Below are 18007 nucleotides of genomic sequence, written 5' to 3'. Positions count from 1 at the left end.
GGCGCCACCTTAAAACGCCTCCCCCGCCCCGGTGGACCACACCCGGCGCTCGCAGGTCGCCGCCACCCGCAGGAGGCGGTGGTCGGCGCCGGGCGCGGCGAGCAGCTGCAGGCCGATCGGGAGGCCGTCGGCGTCCGCGCCGACCGGGACGGTCACGGCCGGACCGCCGGTGATGTTCGCGGGGGCGCACAGGCGCACGTACGCGTCGGCCACGGTCTCCACCCCGCCGTCCGGCCAGACCACCTCGCCCCGGCCGACCGGGACGGCCGTGGCGGGGGTGGTCGGGGCGGCCAGGACGTCGACCTCCGCCCACAGCCCCGCCCACGCGCGGCGCACGAGGGTGGTGGCGCGGCGGGCGCGCAGGTAGTCGCCCGCGCCGACCAGCTCGCCCGCTTCCAGCAGCACCCGGACGTCCTCGCCGTACCGGTCGGGGGTCTCGCGCAGGGTTCGCTCGTGGTAGGCGGTCGCCTCCGGGACCATCAGGCCCCAGTGGACGGCGTGGACGAGGTCGGCCATCGGGATGGCCACCTCCACCAGGCGGGCGCCGCGCGACTCCAGGTCGGCGATCGCGGATCGGACCGCGACCTCCACGTCCGGGGTCACCCGGTCGAAGTAGTAGTTGCCCGGCACGCCCACGCGCAGTCCCGCCAGGTCGGCGGGGCCCGATCCGGTGACGGGCGGGTGGCCGGTCAGCGCGGCCAGGACCAGCGCCGCGTCCTGGGCGGTCCGGGTGATCGGGCCGACGTGGTCCAGGGTCCAGGACAGGGAGGTCACGCCCCGGCGCGGCACCAGGTCGTAGGTGGGCTTCAGGCCGACGACGCCGTTCAGCGCGGCGGGCACGCGGATCGAGCCGCCGGTGTCGGTGCCCAGCGCGAACGTCGCCGCGCCCGCCGCGACGGCCACCGCCGAACCGCCGCTGGAACCGCCCGCGACCCGGTCCCGCCGCCGGGCGTTGGCGGTCTGCGGCGTGACCAGGCCGTACGCGAACTCGTGGGTGTGCGTCTTGCCGACCAGGACCGCGCCCGCCCCGGCGAGGCGCTCGGCCACGGCGCTGTCGGCGGTCGCGAGGTGACCGGCGCGGACGCGGGAGCCCGCGGCGGTGGCCGTCCCGGCGACGTCGATCAGGTCCTTGAGCGCGAACGGGACGCCGTGCAGCGGGCCCCGACTCCGACCTGCGGCGATGTCCCGCTCGGCCGCGCGGGCGGCGGCGCGGGCGCGGTCGGCGACGACCTCGGCGTAGGCGTTCAGGTCCGCGACCCGCTCGATCCGCCGCAGGACGGAGTCGACCAGCTCCACCGGGGAGAGGGCGCGCGCGCCGATCTCGCGGGCGGCCTCGGCCAGGGTCAGCTCGTGCGGGTGGGTCGGGGCGGGCCGCGGCGCGCCGCCGACCGGGACGGGCTCGACCCGAGGGACCGGCGCGGGGACGTCCACGGGCGTCTCGCCGAAGTCGAGTTCGCGCAACCGGGTGATGACGTCGTGGATGTGACCCGCCGTGACCGCGACGGGCCCGTGGCGCTCGGCGGGCAGCGGGAGGCCCGCGCGGGCGGCCAGGCGGGCGGTCTCGGACGGGGACGGGGCTGCGGGCATCACGACTCCAGGGACAGCAAAAGCTAAAGGTTTGCGTTAACCGCACCGTAGGACCTACCGTGCCATTAACGCAAACCCATAGCTTTTAGTGAGGACACCCGTGCACCCCAGCTCGTGGAACGTCGGCGGGACCACCGTCCACCGCGTGGACGAGACCCCGCTCCCCCCGGAGACCGGCGCGTGGCTGCTGCCCGACGCCACCCCGGACCTGGTCCGGGCGCTGCCCTGGCTGCTCCCCCACCACGCCACCGCGACCGGGGCGCTGCGGGCGGACAGCCACAGCTTCGCGTTCGAGGCGGGCGGCCTGCGCGTGGTCGTGGACACCGGGATCGGCAACGGCAAGCCGCGCGCCAACCCGGCCTGGCACGACCTGCGCACCGACTACCCCGACCGACTGGCCGCCGCGGGCTTCCCGCCCGAGTCCGTCGACCTCGTCGTGCTCACCCACCTGCACAGCGACCACGTCGGCTGGAACACCCGCCGCGCGGGCGGGGACGGGGAGTGGGTCCCGACCTTCCCGAACGCCCGCCACCTCACCTCCCGCGTCGAACGGGACTTCTGGGCGGGCCACCCGATGGACGAGGCGCGGGCGCAGGTGTTCCGCGACTCGGTGGACCCGGTGGAGCGGGCGGGCCTGCTGGAGCCGGTGGACGTGCCCGGCGGCGGGCTGGAGGTCGCCCCCGGCGTGCGCCTGCTCCCCACGCCCGGCCACACCCCCGGTCACGTCGCGGTGGAGCTGACCTCCGGCGACGAGCGCGCCCTGATCACCGGCGACTGCCTGCACCACCCGGTCCAGCTCGCCCACCCGGACCTGACCGCGTGCGTGGACGTCGACCCCGCGCTGTCCAGGGCGACCCGCCGCGCCCTCCTGGACCGGCTCGCCGGGACCGGGACCCTGCTGCTGGGCACGCACTTCGCCCCGCCCACGGCGGGCCGCGTGGTCCGGCACGGCTCCGGTTACCGCCTGGACCCCGTGCCCGCAGGACGGGACAGGTAATCCGATCGGGCGCACTTCGGGGCTTCCCCACGATCTCCCCGCACCCCGGTCAACACTCGGCAAAGCAACCCGCGAGTAACCCCCCACCAGGCACGACGGGGGATCGGTGTCACTCACGCGGGTGAACGCGCTTTGGCTCAGATCCGGTCGGGAGCGGACGACAGGCAGGGGCGAGAGCCGAGTACCGTTAACCTGAGGAAAGAGTCTCATGTCGACAGCCGAGACCAGCCGTCCGTCCCTGGCGGGAGCGGTCTGGACCCCGAGCATCCTCGCCGTCCTGTCCGGCGCCGTCGCCACCACCCTGGCGATCAGCGGCGCCTCCACCGCGGTCGTGGTCGCCGTGCTGGTCGTCGGGGTGCTGCTCACGCTTGTCCTCGCCCGCAAGGGCGCGTCGACCGCCGAGCAGGCCGTGACGGGCGCCGTCGCGGCCGACACCGCGCTGCGGCGCGGCGACCTGGCCGCCGTGGACGCCTCCGGCGCCCCGCTGTCCGAGGGCATCGCCGTCGTCGGCCAGCGCCTGTCGGGCCTCGGCCCGGCCGTCGACCTGCTGACCATCGCCGGTCAGGAGATGCACGCCAGCGGCAGCACCATCGCCGAGGGCGTCCAGGCGACCGCGAACCAGGTCAGCACCATCGTCCAGTCCGCCGAGGGCGTCTCCTCGCAGGTCGCGGGCATCGCCGCCGCCGGTGAGGAGATGCACGCCGCCATCCAGGAGATCTCCCGGAACGTCTCGGACGCCTCGCAGGTCGCCCGAACCGGCGTCGACGCGCTGGAGCAGACCTCGACCCGCATGGGCGCGCTGGAGACCTCGTCCGCCACCATCGGCGGCATCGTCAAGACGATCACCGCGATCGCCGAGCAGACCAACCTGCTGGCGCTGAACGCCACGATCGAGGCCGCGCGCGCCGGTGACGCGGGCAAGGGCTTCGCCGTCGTCGCCGGTGAGGTCAAGGACCTGGCCCGCGAGACCGCGAAGGCCACCGAGGAGATCGCGCAGACCGTCCAGCAGATCCAGGGCGACTCGGCCGCCGCGATCCAGTCGATCAACGAGATCAGCCAGATCATGGCGAGCATCGCCGACTACCAGAGCTCGATCGCGTCGGCGGTGGAGCAGCAGACCGCCACCACCAGCGAGATGAACTCGGCCACCAACGAGGTCTCGACCCAGGCCGAGCAGATCGCCCGCGCGATCAGCGTGGTCAACGAGCAGTCCGTGACGACCTCGACCGCCGCCGAGCGCAACCGCCTCGCCGTCGCCGAGATCACCCGCATCGCGGGCGAGCTGCGCACGACCACCGGCACCCTGACGCTGCCCGCGCTGGAGAGCGTCGCGCCGAGCTACTCGGTCACCTGGGACAAGCCCGCCAACTGCATGCACATCGACCTGGTCGGCGTGTGGGAGCAGAAGCTGGCGGACGCGTACGGCAAGGAGTTCGCGAGCAAGATCACCGAGCACCGGCCGGGCTGGACCGTGATCTGCGACATGAGCCGCCTGGGCGCGACCATCCCCGGCGTGCAGTCGGTCATCGAGGGCACCATGACCGCGGCGGTCGGCTCCGGCATCCGCCACGCGGCGATCATCGTGGCCAGCCCGCTGGTCGCCATGCAGATGCAGCGCTCGTCGGACGCCACCGGCGCGCCGATCAGCTACGTGGCCAGCCACACCGAGGCCCGCAAGGCCGTCGGCTGACCTCAGGGCACGACCCCCGCGCCGCCACCGGTTCCCGAACCGGTGGCGGCGCCGTCGCGTCCGGGGCGGGTCAGCGCAGCAGCCGCAGCACGGCCGCTTCCTCGGCCTCCCGCCCCTTCCCGCGCACCTTCAGCACCTTCCCGGCCCGGAACAGCTCCACGAGCCGGGGGTCCACATAGGACTTCCTGGCGACGGCGGGCGTGTTCCCCAGTCGCAGCGCCACCTCCCGCATCACGGCGGACTCGACGCGGCGCCGACCGCGCTCGGTGCCGGGGTCACCCGCGTCCGCGAACGCGCGGGCCGCGACGACGGTGGCGTGCCAGGTCCGCAGGTCCTTCACCGAGAACTCGTCGCCGACCAGCTCCTTGAACCGCTCGTTGACGTCGTCCGAGCACACCTGACCGCCGTCCTTGCGCACCAGCAGCCGATCGCGCCGGGACCGGCCGCGCAGCAGCAGGCGCACCGTCCGCGCGACGGCGGCGTCCTCGACCGTCGCGGTGAACCGGACGCCGCTCTTGGCCGGGTAGCGGAAGTCCACCGCGGACCCGCGCACGGTGACGTGCGAGCACAGCAGGGTCGCGACGCCGTGCGAGCCGTTGTCCTCGGCGTAGCTCTCCCCGCCGACCCGGAACGCGCCCCGGTCCAGCAGGGCGAGTGCGAGCGGCAGCGCCCGGTCCCGGCCGCGCAGGTCGCGGGCCACCTCCGCGCGGAACCGGGGCAGCAGCGGGCCCAGCGCGAGGACGCGCGCGTGCTTCTCCTCGTCGCGCTCGCGCCGCCACGCCTCGTGGTACAGGTACTGCTTGCGGCCCGCCTCGTCCACGCCCACCGCCTGGATGTGCCCGTTGGGGTGCGGGCTGATCCACACCTGCCGCCAGGCGGGCGGGATCACCAGCGCCTTGATCCTGGCCAGGTGCTCGGCGTCGGTCAGGCGCACGCCGTCCTGGTCGGCGTACCCGAACCCGGCGCCCCGGCGGCGTCGTCCGAAACCCGGCCCTCCGGGGGTGCTGCGGCGCAGTCTCACCGGCCGCTGTTACCCGCGCGGCGGCGGGGAAAACGCCGCGCGGGGCGGGTCTCGCCCGAACAGGTGATCAACGGCGGGGGCGGTCGGGGGAGATCAGCCGACCAGGTGGGTGGCCGCGAGCGCGCGGAAGTCCGCGACCAGCCCGCCGCGCTCCCCCGCGCGCGTGGCCAGCACGACGCGGCTCGGCTCGACGCCCTCCAGCGGCACCGCGACCAGGCCGGGCCTGACCCGCCGCAGGTGCTCGCCGTCCGGCACGATCGCCACCGCCTGCCCGGACGCGACCAGCTCCGCCTTGTCCTCCACCGACTCCACAAGCGGCCCGTCCGGCGCGGGCCCGCCGCCAGGCCGGGGGTCGACCCGCCAGAACGCGTTCCACCGCTCGTCCGGCACCTTCGGCATCGGCTCGTCGGCGACGTCGGCCAGGGTCACCGACCGCCTGCCCGCCAGCCGGTGCCCGGTCGCGACCAGCAGCGCCCTCGGCTCCTCCCGCAGCACCGCGACGCGCAGGCCGTCGGCGTCCAGGGGCAGCCGGGCGACGACGGCGTCCACCCGCCGCTCCAGCAGCGAGGCCCGCACCCGGTCCCACTCGACGTGCCTGGCGCGCACGTCCGCATCGGGGTGCCGCCGCCGCAGCTCGACCACCGCCGGGGTGACGATGAGGTTGACGCCGTAGCCGACGGTGATCCGGTCCCGGCCGACGGCGCGGGCGCCCGCGACCGCCTCGGCGGCCGAGTCGAGCAGCGCGCGGGCAGCGGGCAGGAACGCGAGGCCTGCCTCGGTGAGCGCGGTGCCGCGCGGCGAGCGGTCCAGCAGCCGGGCCCCGACCTGCCGCTCCAGCCTGCTCAGCTGCCTGCTGAGCGCGGGCTGGGTGGTGTGCAGCGCGAGGGCCGCGCGACCGAGGTGCAGGTGCTCGGCGACGGTGGTGAAGCAGCGCACCAGGCGCAGGTCCAGGTCGTCGGCGGGCACGGTCAGAGCCTAGACCGGCGGTGATGCCGATCCGGGAACAGCCGGTGCGGGATCGGCATTGGACGTGCCCTGAGCTGCGGGTTCAGGGTGGTGGCAGCGCCTTGAGGAAGGAAGATCCCTTGTCCCACCCCACCGCTCTGATCACCGGGGGCACGACCGGCATCGGCCGGGCCGCCGCCGAGCTGCTGCGCGAGCGCGGCCACCGGGTCGTGGTCACCGGCCGCGACCCGGTGACCCTGGAGGCGGCCCGCCACGAGCTCCCCGACGACGTCGTCGTCCTGCGCGCCGACGCCCGCTCGCCAGCCGACACCGACCGCCTGGTCGAGGAGGTCCGCGAGCGCTTCGGGACGCTGGACGTGCTGCTGCTGAACGCGGGCATCACCCGCTCGATGCCGTTCGCGGAGGTCGACGAGGCCGCCTACGACGAGGTGTTCGACGTCAACACCAAGGGGCAGCTGCTCACGCTCGGCAAGCTCCTGCCGCTGCTGGCGGACGGCGCGTCGGTGCTGTTCACGGTGGGCGCGGGCGTCCGGACGGGCATCCCCGGCGGGGCGCTCGCGGCGGCGAGCCGGGGCGCGCTGCTGAGCGCGGTCCCGTCGCTGGCGCTGGAGCTGGCGCCCCGCCGGATCAGGGTGAACGCGATCAGCCCTGGGCTGGTGGACACCCCGATCTGGGCGAAGAACGGGCTGCCGCCCGGAGCGCTGGCCGGGTACGCGGGGCGGGTCCCGCTGGGCCGGGTCGGCACCGCGCGCGAGGTGGCCGAGGCGGTCGGCTACCTGGTGGGCGCGGGGTACGTGACCGGCCAGGAGCTGGTCGTGGCCGGTGGCAGCGGGCTGGGGGCGTGATGGAGGTCGTGGACGCGCACCTGCACCTGCCGTCGCCCCGGCTGGACTGGCCGCACGGCGAGGCGTCCCGGCGGGACCTGCAGGCCGAGCTGCTGCTGGCGCAGCTGGACGCGGCCGGGGTGGACGCGGCGGTGCTGGTCGCCGTGCCCGGCGTGGCCCCGCTGGACGAGTGCCTGGAGATCGCGGCCGAGCACCCGGACCGGGTGGCCGTGATCGCGCCGTGGGAGGGAGACCTCGCGCGGGTGCCCGAGGGCGCGCTGGGCGTGCGGCTGGTGCTGTCCTGGCCGCCGGAGAACGCCGAGCGGCTGCGGTCGGGCGGGTACGACGGGCTGTTCGACGCGGCCGAGCGGCGCGGCGTCCCGGTGAGCGTGCTGGCCACCGGGTTGCTGCCGGAGATCGCCGAGGTCGCGCGGGCGCGCCCGTCGCTGCGGCTGGTCGTGGACCACCTCGGCCTGGACCAGCCGCCGTACCTGCCCGCCGGTGACCCGCCGTGGGGCGGGCTGCCGGACCTGCTGGCCATGGCGGGGCTGGAGAACGTGGCCGTGAAGCTGTCCGGCGCGCCGACGCTGTCGGCCGAGCCGTACCCGTACCGGGACGTGTGGCCGCACCTGGACCGGGTGCTGTCGGCGTTCGGCGCGGACCGCTGCCTGTGGGGCAGCGACGCGCACCGGGTGTCGGGCAGGCTGCGCGGCTTCCCGCCGGTCCCGCCGTATCCGGGGCAGCACTCGCACGCGCAGGCGCTGCACCACCTGCTGGACCGGGTCGGGCTGGGCGAGGCCGAGCGGGCGGCGCTGTTCGGCGGCACGGCCCGGCGCGTGCTGGGGTGGCCCGCCCGGTCGTGACGGCGGGGTCTACTCGCCCCTCGTCCGCTCGGGCAGGAACAGCGTGTCGAGCACCAGGCAGGCGACCGACCCGTCGGCGGCGCGGCCGATCCACGTCGGAAAGGCCCCGTCGCCGTGCGGGGAGGTGAGCACCACCATGCCGCCGCCGGTCTCCGGGTCGGTGAGCCACTCGGTGCGGTGCTCGGCGGCGTCGGGGTCGAGGTCCTCGTCGCGGTCGTAGCGCTCGTCCACCGCCTCGCCCAGCGCCTTGGCGGCGGAGGCGTCGACGAAGCACAGCTGCCCCGAGTCGACCCCGGCGCCGTAGAACTGGTTCTCCCCCAGCAGCAGCACCGAACCGTCCCCCTCGGCCAGCGCCATCTCCCAGGAGGTGGCCGGGACGTCGGCCACCACGAGCTGCAACGCCGCGACGGGCTTCCAGTTCGGGGCGTCCTCCCGCACGGCCAGCAGCGCGCGCACCGGGTAGTCGCCGGGCGGGAGGGCGAGCTCGAACGGCTTCCGGTCACCGGGCCGGGCGCCGGGGTCGGCGGCGATGAGCCTGCCGCTGGGCAGCCGCAGCACCCCGGCGTCGTGCGACTCGATCGTGTGCTCGCCACCACCGCGCGTGGTGAAGCGGGCACCCGGCTCGAACAGCTCCCCCACCCTGGGCCGCAGCGGCGCGGGTGGCCGCCACGGCGGCCGGGCGTCACCGAGCGGGGCGGGCGCGGGGTGGGCGACGAAGGTGAGGTCGAGCCCGGTGCGGGCCTTCCAGTCGGCGAAGTCGGGCACCGGGGAGAACAGCTCGTCCAGCGGGGCCTTCTCCTGACGGCGCGTCCTGCTCCCGCTCGCCCCGCGGGGCTCGCTCGTGCGGTCGCGGCTCCCGTCAGGCGTGTGCTCGACCTTGGCGTGCGGGGCCTCGCGGTCGAACTCGGCGTGCTCGGGGGCGTACTCCCACTCCTCGGTGGACTGGTGGAACAGCCGCCCGTCGAGCACCGGTTCGACGCGCACCCGCGTCCGCCTGCCCTGGAGGTCGAACCAGGAGCGGCGGCGGAAGTGCCCCGCGCACTCCAGCAGCACGACCACGTTCCCGCTCTCCGGGTCGACCACGCCCACCGCGTACTGCTGGCCCGCGCGGTCGCGCTCGCGCGCCTGCTCCTCGGTCAGCCCGCCCACCAGGGCGCGCCCGACCGGGTCCCAGCCCTCGCAGGGGACCAGCCCCACCGTGAATCCCATGCCGGGACGGTAACCGCGACCCCCGACAGGAGCAGGGTGATCACCGGGCCGCTAGGCGAGCACCTCGCGCAGGTCCGCGAGCACCCGCACCGCGATCGCGTCCAGCGCCCGCTCCTCCCCCTCGGCGAGCCACAGCTCGAACGCGGTCTGGAACACCGCGACGCCCGTCCTGGCCGCCAGGGTCGCCCGCGTCGCGTCGACGCCCCGCGCGCGCAGCTCGTCCGCCAGCACCCCGGCGAGCACGACCAGCTTGTGCTGCTCCCGCTCGCGCAGCGCCGGGCACCCCGAGATGACCTCGTGCCGCCTGCGGGACCACGGCCGCAGGTCGTCGGGGAAGAAGTCGGCGGACGAGCGCAGCGCCGAGGCGATCACCTCGATCGGCGGGGCGTCGGCGGGCGAGCGGGCGACGCCTGCCCGGAACGCGTCGGCGAACTCGTCCTGCCGGTGGAAGAGCACCTCGCGCTTGTCGCTGAAGTGGCGGAAGAAGGTCCGCTCGGTCAGGCCGACCGCCTGCGCGATCTCCTGCGCGGTGGTCTGGTCGAAGCCGCGCGTGGCGAACAGCTCCAGCGCCGCCTTCTGCATCCGGTCCGCGGTGCCGGGTTTCCATCGCGCCATGCCCCGAGTCTAGTGATGACAGTCGCTGACATAACAGCTACGCTGATGTCAGTCACAGACATCACGAGGGAGCGGGACATGCAGGTTTTCGTCACCGGGGCGTCGGGGTGGATCGGCTCCGCCGTCGTGGACGAGCTGATCGCGGACGGGCACGAGGTCGTCGGGCTGGCCAGGTCCGACGCGTCGGCCGCCACGCTGGCGGCCAAGGGCGCGCTCGTGCGCCGAGGGGACCTGGACGACCTCCACGGCCTGCGGGCGGGCGCGCTGGAGGCCGACGCGGTCGTCCACCTGGCCAACAAGCACGACTTCCACGACATGGCGGCCACCAACGCCGCCGAACGCGCGGCCACCGAGACCCTCGGCGCGGCGCTCGAAGGCACCGGCAAGCCGTTCCTGCTGGCCTCCGGGCTCGCCGGGGTCGCGCCGGGCAGGCTCGCGACCGAGCACGACCCGTCCCCGTTCCACGGGCCCGGCTCGGCGCGCGGCGGCAGCGAGAACCTGCTGCTGGAGCACACCGCGCGGGGCGTGCACGCGGTGGCGGTGCGGTTCTCGCCGACCACGCACGGCGTCGGCGACCGGGGCTTCACCGGGGTGCTCACCTCGATCGCCCGCGCCGAGGGCGTGTCCGGCTACCCCGGCGACGGGTCGACCCGCTGGGCGGCGGCGCACGTGCGGGACGCGGCGCGGGTGGTGGCGCTCGGACTGACCAAGGCGCCTGCGGGCTCGCGGCTGCACGCCGTGGCCGAGGAGGGGATCACCACGCGGGAGATCGCCGAGGCGATCGGGGCCGCGCTGGACCTGCCCGTCGCGCCGGTCGCGCCGCAGGACGTGGCCGGGCACTTCGGCTGGATCGGCGGGTTCTTCGCGCTGGACATGGCCGCGTCCAGCGCGCTCACCCGCGAGGTGCTCGGCTGGACGCCGACCGGCCCGACGCTGCTCGCGGACATCGCGGCGGGCGCGTACACCGGGTGATCCACCGGCTTCCCAGCATGTGAACGGGGCTACCGGTCGTTAGGACGGCGAATAGAATCCGACCGGTGTCCACAACCACCGAGACCCCCTCCGACCAGCGGAAGCTCCCGACCTTCCCGACCTCCTGCGCCGCGCCCGCCCCGCAGCCCGAGGAGCCGGTGCGGGTCGTCCCGCTCGCCGTCGCCTCGCTGATCGCGGTGGCGCTCACCGGCTACGTGTGGACCGCGCACGGCGCGAAGTCCGGCGTGCTGCTCCTGCTCGGCCTCGGGCTGGGCGTGGCCCTGTTCCACTCCCGGTTCGGGTTCACCTCGGCGTGGCGGCAGCTCGTCGCGGTCGGCAACGGCGCGGGCGTGCGGGCGCACTCGCTGCTGCTCGGCACGGCGGCCACGCTCGTCGCGCTGATCGTGTCGACCGGGTCCGGGCTGTTCGGGTCGGTGCCCAGGGCGAGCGCCGGACCGATCGGCCTGGCGCTGTTCGTGGGCGCGCTGCTGTTCGCGGTCGGGATGCAGCTGGGCGGCGCGTGCGCGTCCGGCACGCTGTTCGCGGTCGGCTCGGGCCAGTCCACGATCCTGCTGACCCTGTTCGGCTTCATCGTCGGCTCGGTGGTCTACACCGCCGCGTTCCCGGTGTTCGACGGCTGGCCCTCGGTTCCGGGCGTGCTGCTGTCGGACCACGTGGGCTGGTTCGGCTCGTGGGCGGTGACGATCGCGGCGCTGGCGGTGATCGTGCTGGTGACCGGCGTCGTGCAGAAGCGCCGCACCCCGCCGCCGGTGGACGTGGTCCCGACCGCGACCGGCCTGGCCCGCGTGCTGCGCGGCTCGTGGCCGGTCCTGGTGGGCGCGGTGGTGCTGGGCGTGCTGGCGGGCGCGGTGTTCCTGGTGTCGGGCGGGATCTGGGGCGTGACGTTCGCGTTCGCCCTGTGGGGCGCGAAGTTCCTCCAGCTGGTCGGGCTGCACCCGGAGACGTGGGAGTTCTGGCAGAGCGCGTCGAACGCGAAGGCGCTGTCCGGCTCGGTGTGGACGGACAAGACCACGCTGACCGACGTGGGAATCATGATCGGCGCGGCGATCGCGGCGGCGCTGGCCGGGGCGTGGAGGCTGCACACCTCGATCCCGTGGCGCACGGCGCTCGCGGCGGTGCTGGGCGGGGTCCTGATGGGCGTCGGCGCGCGGCTGGCCGGTGGCTGCAACATCGGGGCGTACCTGGGCGGGATCTCGACGGGCAGCCTGCACGGGTGGCTGTGGGGCGCGTTCGCGCTGGGCGGCACGTGGATCGGGCTGCGGCTGCGACCGCTGTTCGGGCTGGGCGTGCCGAAGGCGGCGGACAGCGTCTGCTGAGGGTTTTCGCTTGCGGAGGGCCGGTTTCCCCGTCGGGAGACCGGCCCTCTTCGCGTCATCCGGCGAGCGTCGGGTAGTCGGTGTACCCGGTCGGGCCGCCGACGTACATCAGGTACCGCTCGCGCACCTGGTTGACCGGGGCGCCCGCGCGCAGGCGCTCGACCAGGTCCGGGTTGGCCAGGAACGGGCGGCCCAGCGCGATCAGGTCCGCGCCCGCCGCGAGCAGCCGCTCCGCCGCCGCCCGGCCGCCGTCGTCCGGAACGCGGTCCACCGGCAGCACGGGGTTGGCGATGAGCGTGCCGGTCCAGCGGGTCCGGATCTCCTTGTAGGCCTGGGACCCCGGGTCGGCGAACGCCACGTGCAGGTAGGCGAGCCCGTGGTGGGCGACCGCGTCGAGCAGCGGCGGGTACACCACGAGCGGGTCGCCCTCGGCGATGCCGTTGACGGTGTTGCCCGGCGAGATCCGCAGTCCGGTGCGGTCCGCGCCGATCTCCGCGACCACGGCGGCCACCACCTCGGCGGCGAAGCGGGCCCGGTTCTCCGGGGAGCCGCCGTAGGAGTCGGTGCGGTGGTTGGTGTTCTCGGCCAGGAACTGGTGCAGCAGGTAGCCGTTCGCGCCGTGCACCTCGACCCCGGCGAACCCGGCGTCCACGGCGCGGCGGGCGGCGCGGGCGAAGTCGGCGATCGTGGCGCGGACCTCGTCCCCGGTCAGCTCGCGCGGGGTGACGGCGGCCTGGCGGCCGGTGGGCGTGTGGACCGGCTCGGGCAGCGGGACCGGCGAGGGCGCGACCGGGGTGCGCCCGCTGGTGTCCGGGTGGCCGACCCGGCCGCCGTGCTGGAGCTGCAGGAACATCCGGCCGTGGACCGCCCGGACCACCCGTCGCCAGCCCTCCTGGTGGGCGTCGGTGTGCAGTGCGGTGATGTTCGGGTAGGTCTGGCCGACCGCGCTGGGCGTGGCCGCCTCGGCGATGATCAGACCGGCGGAGGCGCGCTGCGCGTAGTACTCGGCCACCAGCTCGGTCGGCACGCCGCCCTCGGTGGCGCGGTTGCGGGTCATCGGGGCGATGACCAGGCGGTTCGGCAGGGTGAGCGGGCCCAGCGCGAACGGCTCGAACAGGTTCGTCATGGGGACCACGGTAGAATTTGACATCAATGTCAATTTCAAGCCGGAAGCGTGTGAGGTGCGCCATGCGGATCGGCGAGCTGGCGGGGCGGACCGGGGTGAGCGGGCGGTCGCTGCGCTACTACGAGCAGCAGGGGCTGCTGACCGCCACCCGCACGTCCGGCGGGCACCGGGAGTACCCGGAGCCCGCCGTGGAGCGGGTCCGGCGCATCCAGGCGCTGTACGCGGCCGGGCTGTGCAGCGCGAAGATCGCGGAGCTGCTGCCGTGCATGAGCGACGCGGACGGCTCAGCCGTTGCGGGGTCGACGGCGCTGGTCGAGTCGCTGCGGGTGGAGCGGGCCCGGCTGGACCGGGCGATCGTGGACCTGACCCGGTCGCGGGAGCTGCTGGACGAGGCGATCGTGGCGGCGGAAACCGCACCGCAGACCCTCTGACCTGCGCGGATCCCGCCGTGACAGCGGCCCCCCGCCCCGTGGCAGCGCGCTGACAGCGCCCTGGCAGCGGGCCCGCGCACGGTGGTCCGCATGGACACCCAGGTACTGATCATCGGCGCGGGCCCCACCGGTCTCGCGCTCGCCGCCGACCTCACCCGGCGCGGCGTCGCCCACCGGATCGTCGACCGGGCGGACGGGCCGTTCGCCGGGTCGCGCGCCAAGGGCGTGCAGCCGCGCACCCTGGAGGTGCTGGACGACCTCGGCGTCGTGGACCGGGTGCTGGCGGCGGGCACGACGACGCTGCCCGCGCTCGCGCACGACGGCGACCGGGCGCGCCTGGTCGACCTCAACGAGGGCCGCCACCCCACGCCGAGCACCCCGTACGCCCGCACGCTGGTCATCCCGCAGTTCGCCACCGAGTCCGCGCTGCGCTCGCTCGTCCCGCACGTCGAGTACTCCAGCGAGGTGACCGCGCTCTCCCAGGACGAGCACGGCGTCACGGCGGTCGTCGGCGGGCGGGAGGTCACGGCCGCCTACGCGGTGGCCTGCGACGGCGGGCGCAGCCCGATCCGCAAGCGGCTCGGCGTCGGGTTCGCGGGCGAGACCCTGGAGGACCACCGGATCGTCGTCGCCGACGTCGTGCTCGACGGGCTCGACCGCGACCACTGGCACATGTGGCGCAGCGACCCCGGTTCGATGATCGCGCTGTGCCCGCTGCCCGGCACGGACCTGTTCCAGCTCCAGGCGAACGCCGCCCCTGACCGGGTGGCCGAGCCGACCGAGGAGGACCTGCGGGAGCTGATCGCGACCAGGACCGGGCGGTCGGACGTGGTGCTGCGGGAGGTGCGCTGGCGGTCGCTGTTCCGGTTGAACGTGCGGATGGCGGACCGCTACCGGGTCGGCCGGGTGCTCCTCGCGGGCGACGCCGCGCACGTCCACTCGCCCTCCGGCGCGCAGGGCATGAACACCGGCGTGCAGGACGCGTACAACCTGGGCTGGAAGCTCGCCGGGGCGCTCTCCGGCGCGCTGCCCGCCGACGCGGCGGAGGCGCTGCTGGACAGCTACGAGGCCGAGCGGCTGCCGATCGCGGCGTGGTTGCTGGGCGTCACCTCCAAGGCGCACCACAGGATGGCCGCCGAGATGAGGATCGAGAAGCGCGACGACGAGCTGCTGCAACTGGGCCTGGGCTACCGCGAGGGGCCGCTGGCCGAGCCGTCCGGGCTGCCCGGCGTCCAGCCCGGCGACCGCGCTCCGGACGCGCCGTGCGCGCTGGCCGACGGGACCCCGGCGCGGGTGTTCGACCTGCTGCGGGGACCGGGTTTCGCGCTGCTGGGCGTCGGGGTCGCGCCGCCCGAGCACGCCGGGGTCCGGGCGCACCGGATCGAGGACCCGGACGGGCACGTCGCCGCCGGGTACGGGGTGCCGGAGGGCGCGCTGGTGCTGGTGCGGCCGGACGGGTACGTGGGCGTGGTGACGCACGACCCGGAGGTGGTCGCCGGGTACCTCAAGCGGGTCCTGGGCTGACGGACCGGCGCCCGGCCCAGCGGACGAGGTCGGCGATCTCGGGATCGGCCACGGCGAGCACGCCGCGCGCCCGCTCGGCCTCGTCCAGCGCGGCGGCCACGCCCTCCCGGTCGCCGCTCTCCCGCAGCCACAGGGCTTTCGCCTCCCAGGCGAGCGCGATCGCAGGTCCGTCCGGGGAGCGGCGGGCCTCGGCGAGGGCGCGGTCGTGCTCCACGCCCGCCTCCGCGAGCGGAAGCGCGCGGGCGAGTCCACTGTGGATGGTCGAGCGGAACTGCGGCGGGCAGCCCGCCGGGGCGGTCGCGAGCGCGGCGCGGAACAGCTCGACCGCCTCGTCACGCTCACCGCGCGCGTGCGCCAGCTCGGCCGACGCGAGGTGGACCCTGGCCAGCTCCAGCGGGTCGGCGCGGCGGACGGCCACGGCCCGCGCCCGGTCCAGCTCCCGCCGCGCGGCGACGAGATCACCGGTGCGCACGTGCAACCTGGCGAACTGCACCAGCGGGGCCAGCGGCACCAGCACGTCCTCCACCGCGCCGAACGACGCGGACGCCCGCCGCGCCCGCTCCAGCACCGCGAGCGCCTCCGCGTGCGCGCCCCGGTTGCCGAGCAGCTGCGACAGCGACACGCCCGCGAGCGCGATCGCCCACCGGTCGCCGACCTCGGTCAGCTCGCGCAGCGCCCGCCGGTACCACCGCTCGGCCTCCTCGGCGCGGCCCGCGCTCAGCTCGTAGGCGGCCAGCCCGCGCACCAGCACGCCGATCCCGCGCAGCCACGGGTCGTCGGCCTCGCGCATCCGCGCGCCGAGCCGGTCCGCCCCCTCCGAGTGCCACCACTCCGACACCCCGACCAGGCACATCACCAGCGGGCTCGGGCGCTCCCGCAGCTCGGCGGAGATCGCGCCCGACGCCAGCAGCCTGCTCACCGGGTCGACCGCGAACGCCTCCACCGCGACCGCCCACGCGCGGGCCTCGGCGAGCAGGCCCCGCGCGATCGCCCACCACCAGGCGCGGGCGGCGAGCAGCCGCAGTGCGCGTGGGCCGTCCTGGACGCGCGTGAACCAGGACAGCGCGGCGTCCAGGTTGGCCTTCTCCGCGTCCAGCCTGGCCAGCCAGGGCAGTTGACCGGCGGTGCGCAGGTGCGGTTCGGCGGCCTCGGCGAGCGCGAGGAAGCAGGCGGCGTGCGCGGGCCGGTGGTCCGGTCCCGGTGTGGCGGAGGCGTACTCGCGGACCGTCTCCAGCAGCCGGTACCGCTCCCCCTCGGCGACCACCAGCGACTTGTCCACCAGCGAGGACACCAGGTCCAGCGCGACCCAGTCGTCCACTCCGGACACCTGGGCGACCGCGTCCAGGGTCGCGCCGCCGGGGAAGGCGGCCAGGACGCGCAGCAGCGCGCGCTCCGGCCCGTCGAGCAGCTCCCAGCTCCAGTCGACGACGGCGCGCAGCGTGCGGTGCCGGGCGGCGGCGGTCCTGGCGCCCCGGTCGAGCAGCCGCAGGCGCTGGTCGACGCGGTCGGCGAGCTGGGCGGTGGTGAGGGAGCGCAGGCGGGCGGCGGCCAGCTCCAGGGCGAGCGGGATGCCGTCGAGCGCGCGGCAGACCCGGCGGGCGTCGTCGTCGGCGGTGAAGCCGGGGCTGGCGGCGGTGGCGCGGGCGGTGAACAGCTCGATCGCGGTGCCCTCGTCCAGCGGGGCCAGCGGGTGCAGCGCCTCGCCGGGCACGCCCAGCGCCTCGCGGCTGGTGGTCAGCACGCGCACGTCGGGGGCGGCGGCGAGCAGCCGGGTGACCAGGTCGGCGGTGGCGTCGACCAGGTGCTCGCAGTTGTCCAGCACGAGCAGGCAGGTGGCGGCGCGCAGCAGCTCGAGCGGGTCGGTGGTGGGGCGCTCGCCGAGGACGGCGGCGGTGGTGTCGCCCCGCGCCACGGCGTGCCGGAGCGCGGCGACCGGGTCGGAGGCGGACTCCAGCGGCACCCACAGCACCGGGTGCGGGGCGCGGGCGGCGACCGCCTGGGCGAGCCGGGTCTTGCCCATGCCGCCGAAGCCGGTGATGGTGACCAGGCGGGCGCGGGCGGTGAGGTCGACGAGCCGGGTGAGGTCGTCCGCGCGGCCGACCAGCGGGGTTGGCGGGACCGGCGGGGCGGTCCGGTGGGCGGGGCGCAGCGCGGCGAGGTGCGCGGCGCGCAGGTCGGGGCCGGGGTCGGCGCCCAGCTCGTCGGCGAGCCAGCGGCGGGCCCGCTCGTAGGCGGTGAGCGCCTCGGCCTGCCTGCCCCTGGCGTGCAGGGCGCGGACCAGCCGGGCGCGCAGCCCCTCGCGGGCGGGGTGCTCGGCGACGAGGTCGGCCAGCAGGGCGGGGTCGGGGGCGGGGTGGCGCTCGGCTGCGGTGAGGCGCAGGTCCTCCCAGTGGGCGGCGAGCGCGGGCGGGAGGTCCGGGAACGCCGGGCCGCGCCAGAGCGCGAGCGCGGAGGCGTGGTCGTGCTCGGCGAGGTGGCGCCGGACGTCGGCGGTGTCGGTGGGCACGTCGAGGCGGTAGCCGGTGGGGTGCGAGGAGAGCGCCACCGGGCCGAGCGCCTTGCGCAGGCGGGAGACGAGGGACTGGAGCGAGGCCGGGGCGTCAGCGGGTGGGGCGTCGGGCCAGAGCGCGTCGACCAGCTCGGCGGTGGGGACGACCTGGCCGGGCGAGGCGGCGAGGCGGGTGAGGAGCACGCGCAGCCGGGCGCCCCTGACCTCGACCTCGGAGCCGTCGTCGGCGGTCACCAGCAGTGGCCCCAGCACCACGACGCGCACCCGGTCACCCCCTGCGATCCGCCGACCAGGGTAGCCGCCGGGCGGGGTGGCCGGTTCGGCCGGAGCGGGGCG

15 protein-coding genes are annotated in these 18007 nt (G+C 75.8%); 8 read left to right on the top strand and 7 right to left on the bottom strand.

Features of this window, described 5'->3' with window-relative positions:
* Positions 1 to 9: 9 nt before the first annotated feature.
* Entirely contained in the window at positions 10 to 1587 is a 1578-nt protein-coding gene (locus tag LV78_RS23030; protein ID WP_253847686.1) for an amidase, read from the bottom strand.
* A gap of 100 nt (positions 1588 to 1687) precedes the next feature.
* Between LV78_RS23030 and LV78_RS23025 the strand changes: the two genes are divergently transcribed.
* Together LV78_RS23025 and LV78_RS23020 are read left to right on the top strand one after the other, a co-directional pair.
* Entirely contained in the window at positions 1688 to 2584 is an 897-nt protein-coding gene (locus tag LV78_RS23025; RefSeq protein ID WP_253847685.1) for an MBL fold metallo-hydrolase, read from the top strand.
* Positions 2585 to 2792: 208 nt separating this feature from the next.
* Positions 2793 to 4274 carry a methyl-accepting chemotaxis protein gene (locus LV78_RS23020; RefSeq protein WP_253847684.1) on the top strand — a complete coding sequence of 494 codons (1482 nt, stop codon included), beginning with the start codon at positions 2793 to 2795 and terminating at the stop codon, positions 4272 to 4274.
* A 70-nt stretch (positions 4275 to 4344) separates the two neighbouring features.
* Here the strand turns inward: LV78_RS23020 and LV78_RS23015 are convergent, their stop codons facing one another.
* Both LV78_RS23015 and LV78_RS23010 read right to left on the bottom strand, forming a co-directional pair.
* Positions 4345 to 5295, bottom strand: coding sequence for a DNA topoisomerase IB (locus LV78_RS23015; RefSeq protein WP_253847683.1), 951 nt, complete (start codon positions 5293 to 5295; stop codon positions 4345 to 4347).
* A 93-nt stretch (positions 5296 to 5388) separates the two neighbouring features.
* Positions 5389 to 6261 carry a LysR family transcriptional regulator gene (locus LV78_RS23010; RefSeq protein WP_253847682.1) on the bottom strand — a complete coding sequence of 291 codons (873 nt, stop codon included), beginning with the start codon at positions 6259 to 6261 and terminating at the stop codon, positions 5389 to 5391.
* Between the two features lie 119 nt (positions 6262 to 6380).
* Here LV78_RS23010 and LV78_RS23005 point away from each other — a divergent pair, with 119 nt between their 5' ends.
* Together LV78_RS23005 and LV78_RS23000 are read left to right on the top strand one after the other, a co-directional pair.
* The gene (locus LV78_RS23005; protein ID WP_253847681.1) at positions 6381 to 7106 is read left to right on the top strand and encodes an SDR family oxidoreductase; all 726 of its coding nucleotides are present in this window, start codon (positions 6381 to 6383) and stop codon (positions 7104 to 7106) included.
* Positions 7106 to 7948 carry an amidohydrolase family protein gene (locus LV78_RS23000; RefSeq protein WP_253847825.1) on the top strand — a complete coding sequence of 281 codons (843 nt, stop codon included), beginning with the start codon at positions 7106 to 7108 and terminating at the stop codon, positions 7946 to 7948. Before LV78_RS23005 ends, LV78_RS23000 begins: the two co-directional genes overlap by 1 nt.
* 9 nt (positions 7949 to 7957) lie before the next feature.
* Here the strand turns inward: LV78_RS23000 and LV78_RS22995 are convergent, their stop codons facing one another.
* Together LV78_RS22995 and LV78_RS22990 are read right to left on the bottom strand one after the other, a co-directional pair.
* Complete coding sequence (locus LV78_RS22995; RefSeq protein WP_253847680.1) at positions 7958 to 9157, bottom strand: DUF4241 domain-containing protein; 1200 nt, start codon at positions 9155 to 9157, stop codon at positions 7958 to 7960.
* A 51-nt stretch (positions 9158 to 9208) separates the two neighbouring features.
* Positions 9209 to 9772, bottom strand: coding sequence for a TetR family transcriptional regulator (locus LV78_RS22990; RefSeq protein ID WP_253847679.1), 564 nt, complete (start codon positions 9770 to 9772; stop codon positions 9209 to 9211).
* Between the two features lie 78 nt (positions 9773 to 9850).
* On the opposite strand from LV78_RS22990, the gene LV78_RS22985 reads away from it, so the two are divergent.
* Both LV78_RS22985 and LV78_RS22980 read left to right on the top strand, forming a co-directional pair.
* Complete coding sequence (locus LV78_RS22985) at positions 9851 to 10744, top strand: SDR family oxidoreductase (protein WP_253847678.1); 894 nt, start codon at positions 9851 to 9853, stop codon at positions 10742 to 10744.
* Positions 10745 to 10809: 65 nt separating this feature from the next.
* Complete coding sequence (locus LV78_RS22980; protein WP_253847677.1) at positions 10810 to 12081, top strand: YeeE/YedE family protein; 1272 nt, start codon at positions 10810 to 10812, stop codon at positions 12079 to 12081.
* A gap of 55 nt (positions 12082 to 12136) precedes the next feature.
* On the opposite strand, the gene LV78_RS22975 is transcribed toward LV78_RS22980, so the two are convergent.
* Positions 12137 to 13207, bottom strand: a complete 1071-nt coding sequence (locus tag LV78_RS22975; RefSeq protein WP_253847676.1) for an alkene reductase — start codon at positions 13205 to 13207, stop codon at positions 12137 to 12139.
* A gap of 62 nt (positions 13208 to 13269) precedes the next feature.
* Here LV78_RS22975 and LV78_RS22970 point away from each other — a divergent pair, with 62 nt between their 5' ends.
* Both LV78_RS22970 and LV78_RS22965 read left to right on the top strand, forming a co-directional pair.
* Positions 13270 to 13638: a MerR family transcriptional regulator gene (locus tag LV78_RS22970; protein ID WP_253847675.1), complete on the top strand. Its 369-nt coding sequence runs from the start codon at positions 13270 to 13272 to the stop codon at positions 13636 to 13638.
* Between the two features lie 90 nt (positions 13639 to 13728).
* Positions 13729 to 15162 (top strand): FAD-dependent monooxygenase, encoded by a 1434-nt coding sequence (locus LV78_RS22965; RefSeq protein ID WP_253847674.1) that lies wholly within the window; start codon positions 13729 to 13731, stop codon positions 15160 to 15162.
* On the opposite strand, the gene LV78_RS22960 is transcribed toward LV78_RS22965, so the two are convergent.
* On the bottom strand, positions 15143 to 17935 hold the full coding sequence (locus LV78_RS22960) for an ATP-binding protein (RefSeq protein ID WP_253847673.1): 2793 nt from the start codon (positions 17933 to 17935) through the stop codon (positions 15143 to 15145). The genes LV78_RS22965 and LV78_RS22960 overlap by 20 nt on opposite strands.
* Positions 17936 to 18007: the final 72 nt, after the last annotated feature.

It is taken from the genome of Actinosynnema pretiosum (assembly GCF_024171695.1).
In the GTDB taxonomy this organism is placed as follows: Bacteria; Actinomycetota; Actinomycetes; order Mycobacteriales; family Pseudonocardiaceae; genus Actinosynnema; species Actinosynnema pretiosum.
The sequence above is the reverse complement of the archived record's forward strand: the minus strand, read 5'-3'. Positions and strand labels throughout refer to the sequence as shown.

Bases quoted from the DNA above. Each gene is read 5' to 3' on its own strand.
- LV78_RS22990 (WP_253847679.1), bottom strand. From the start codon at position 9,772: ATGGCGCGATGGAAACCCGGCACCGCGGACCGGATGCAGAAGGCGGCG.
- LV78_RS22970 (WP_253847675.1), top strand. From the start codon at position 13,270: ATGCGGATCGGCGAGCTGGCGGGGCGGACCGGGGTGAGCGGGCGGTCG.
- LV78_RS23020 (WP_253847684.1), top strand. From the start codon at position 2,793: ATGTCGACAGCCGAGACCAGCCGTCCGTCCCTGGCGGGAGCGGTCTGG.
- LV78_RS22985 (WP_253847678.1), top strand. From the start codon at position 9,851: ATGCAGGTTTTCGTCACCGGGGCGTCGGGGTGGATCGGCTCCGCCGTC.
- LV78_RS22975 (WP_253847676.1), bottom strand. From the start codon at position 13,207: ATGACGAACCTGTTCGAGCCGTTCGCGCTGGGCCCGCTCACCCTGCCG.
- LV78_RS23000 (WP_253847825.1), top strand. From the start codon at position 7,106: ATGGAGGTCGTGGACGCGCACCTGCACCTGCCGTCGCCCCGGCTGGAC.
- LV78_RS22995 (WP_253847680.1), bottom strand. From the start codon at position 9,157: ATGGGATTCACGGTGGGGCTGGTCCCCTGCGAGGGCTGGGACCCGGTC.
- LV78_RS23030 (WP_253847686.1), bottom strand. From the start codon at position 1,587: ATGCCCGCAGCCCCGTCCCCGTCCGAGACCGCCCGCCTGGCCGCCCGC.
- LV78_RS22965 (WP_253847674.1), top strand. From the start codon at position 13,729: ATGGACACCCAGGTACTGATCATCGGCGCGGGCCCCACCGGTCTCGCG.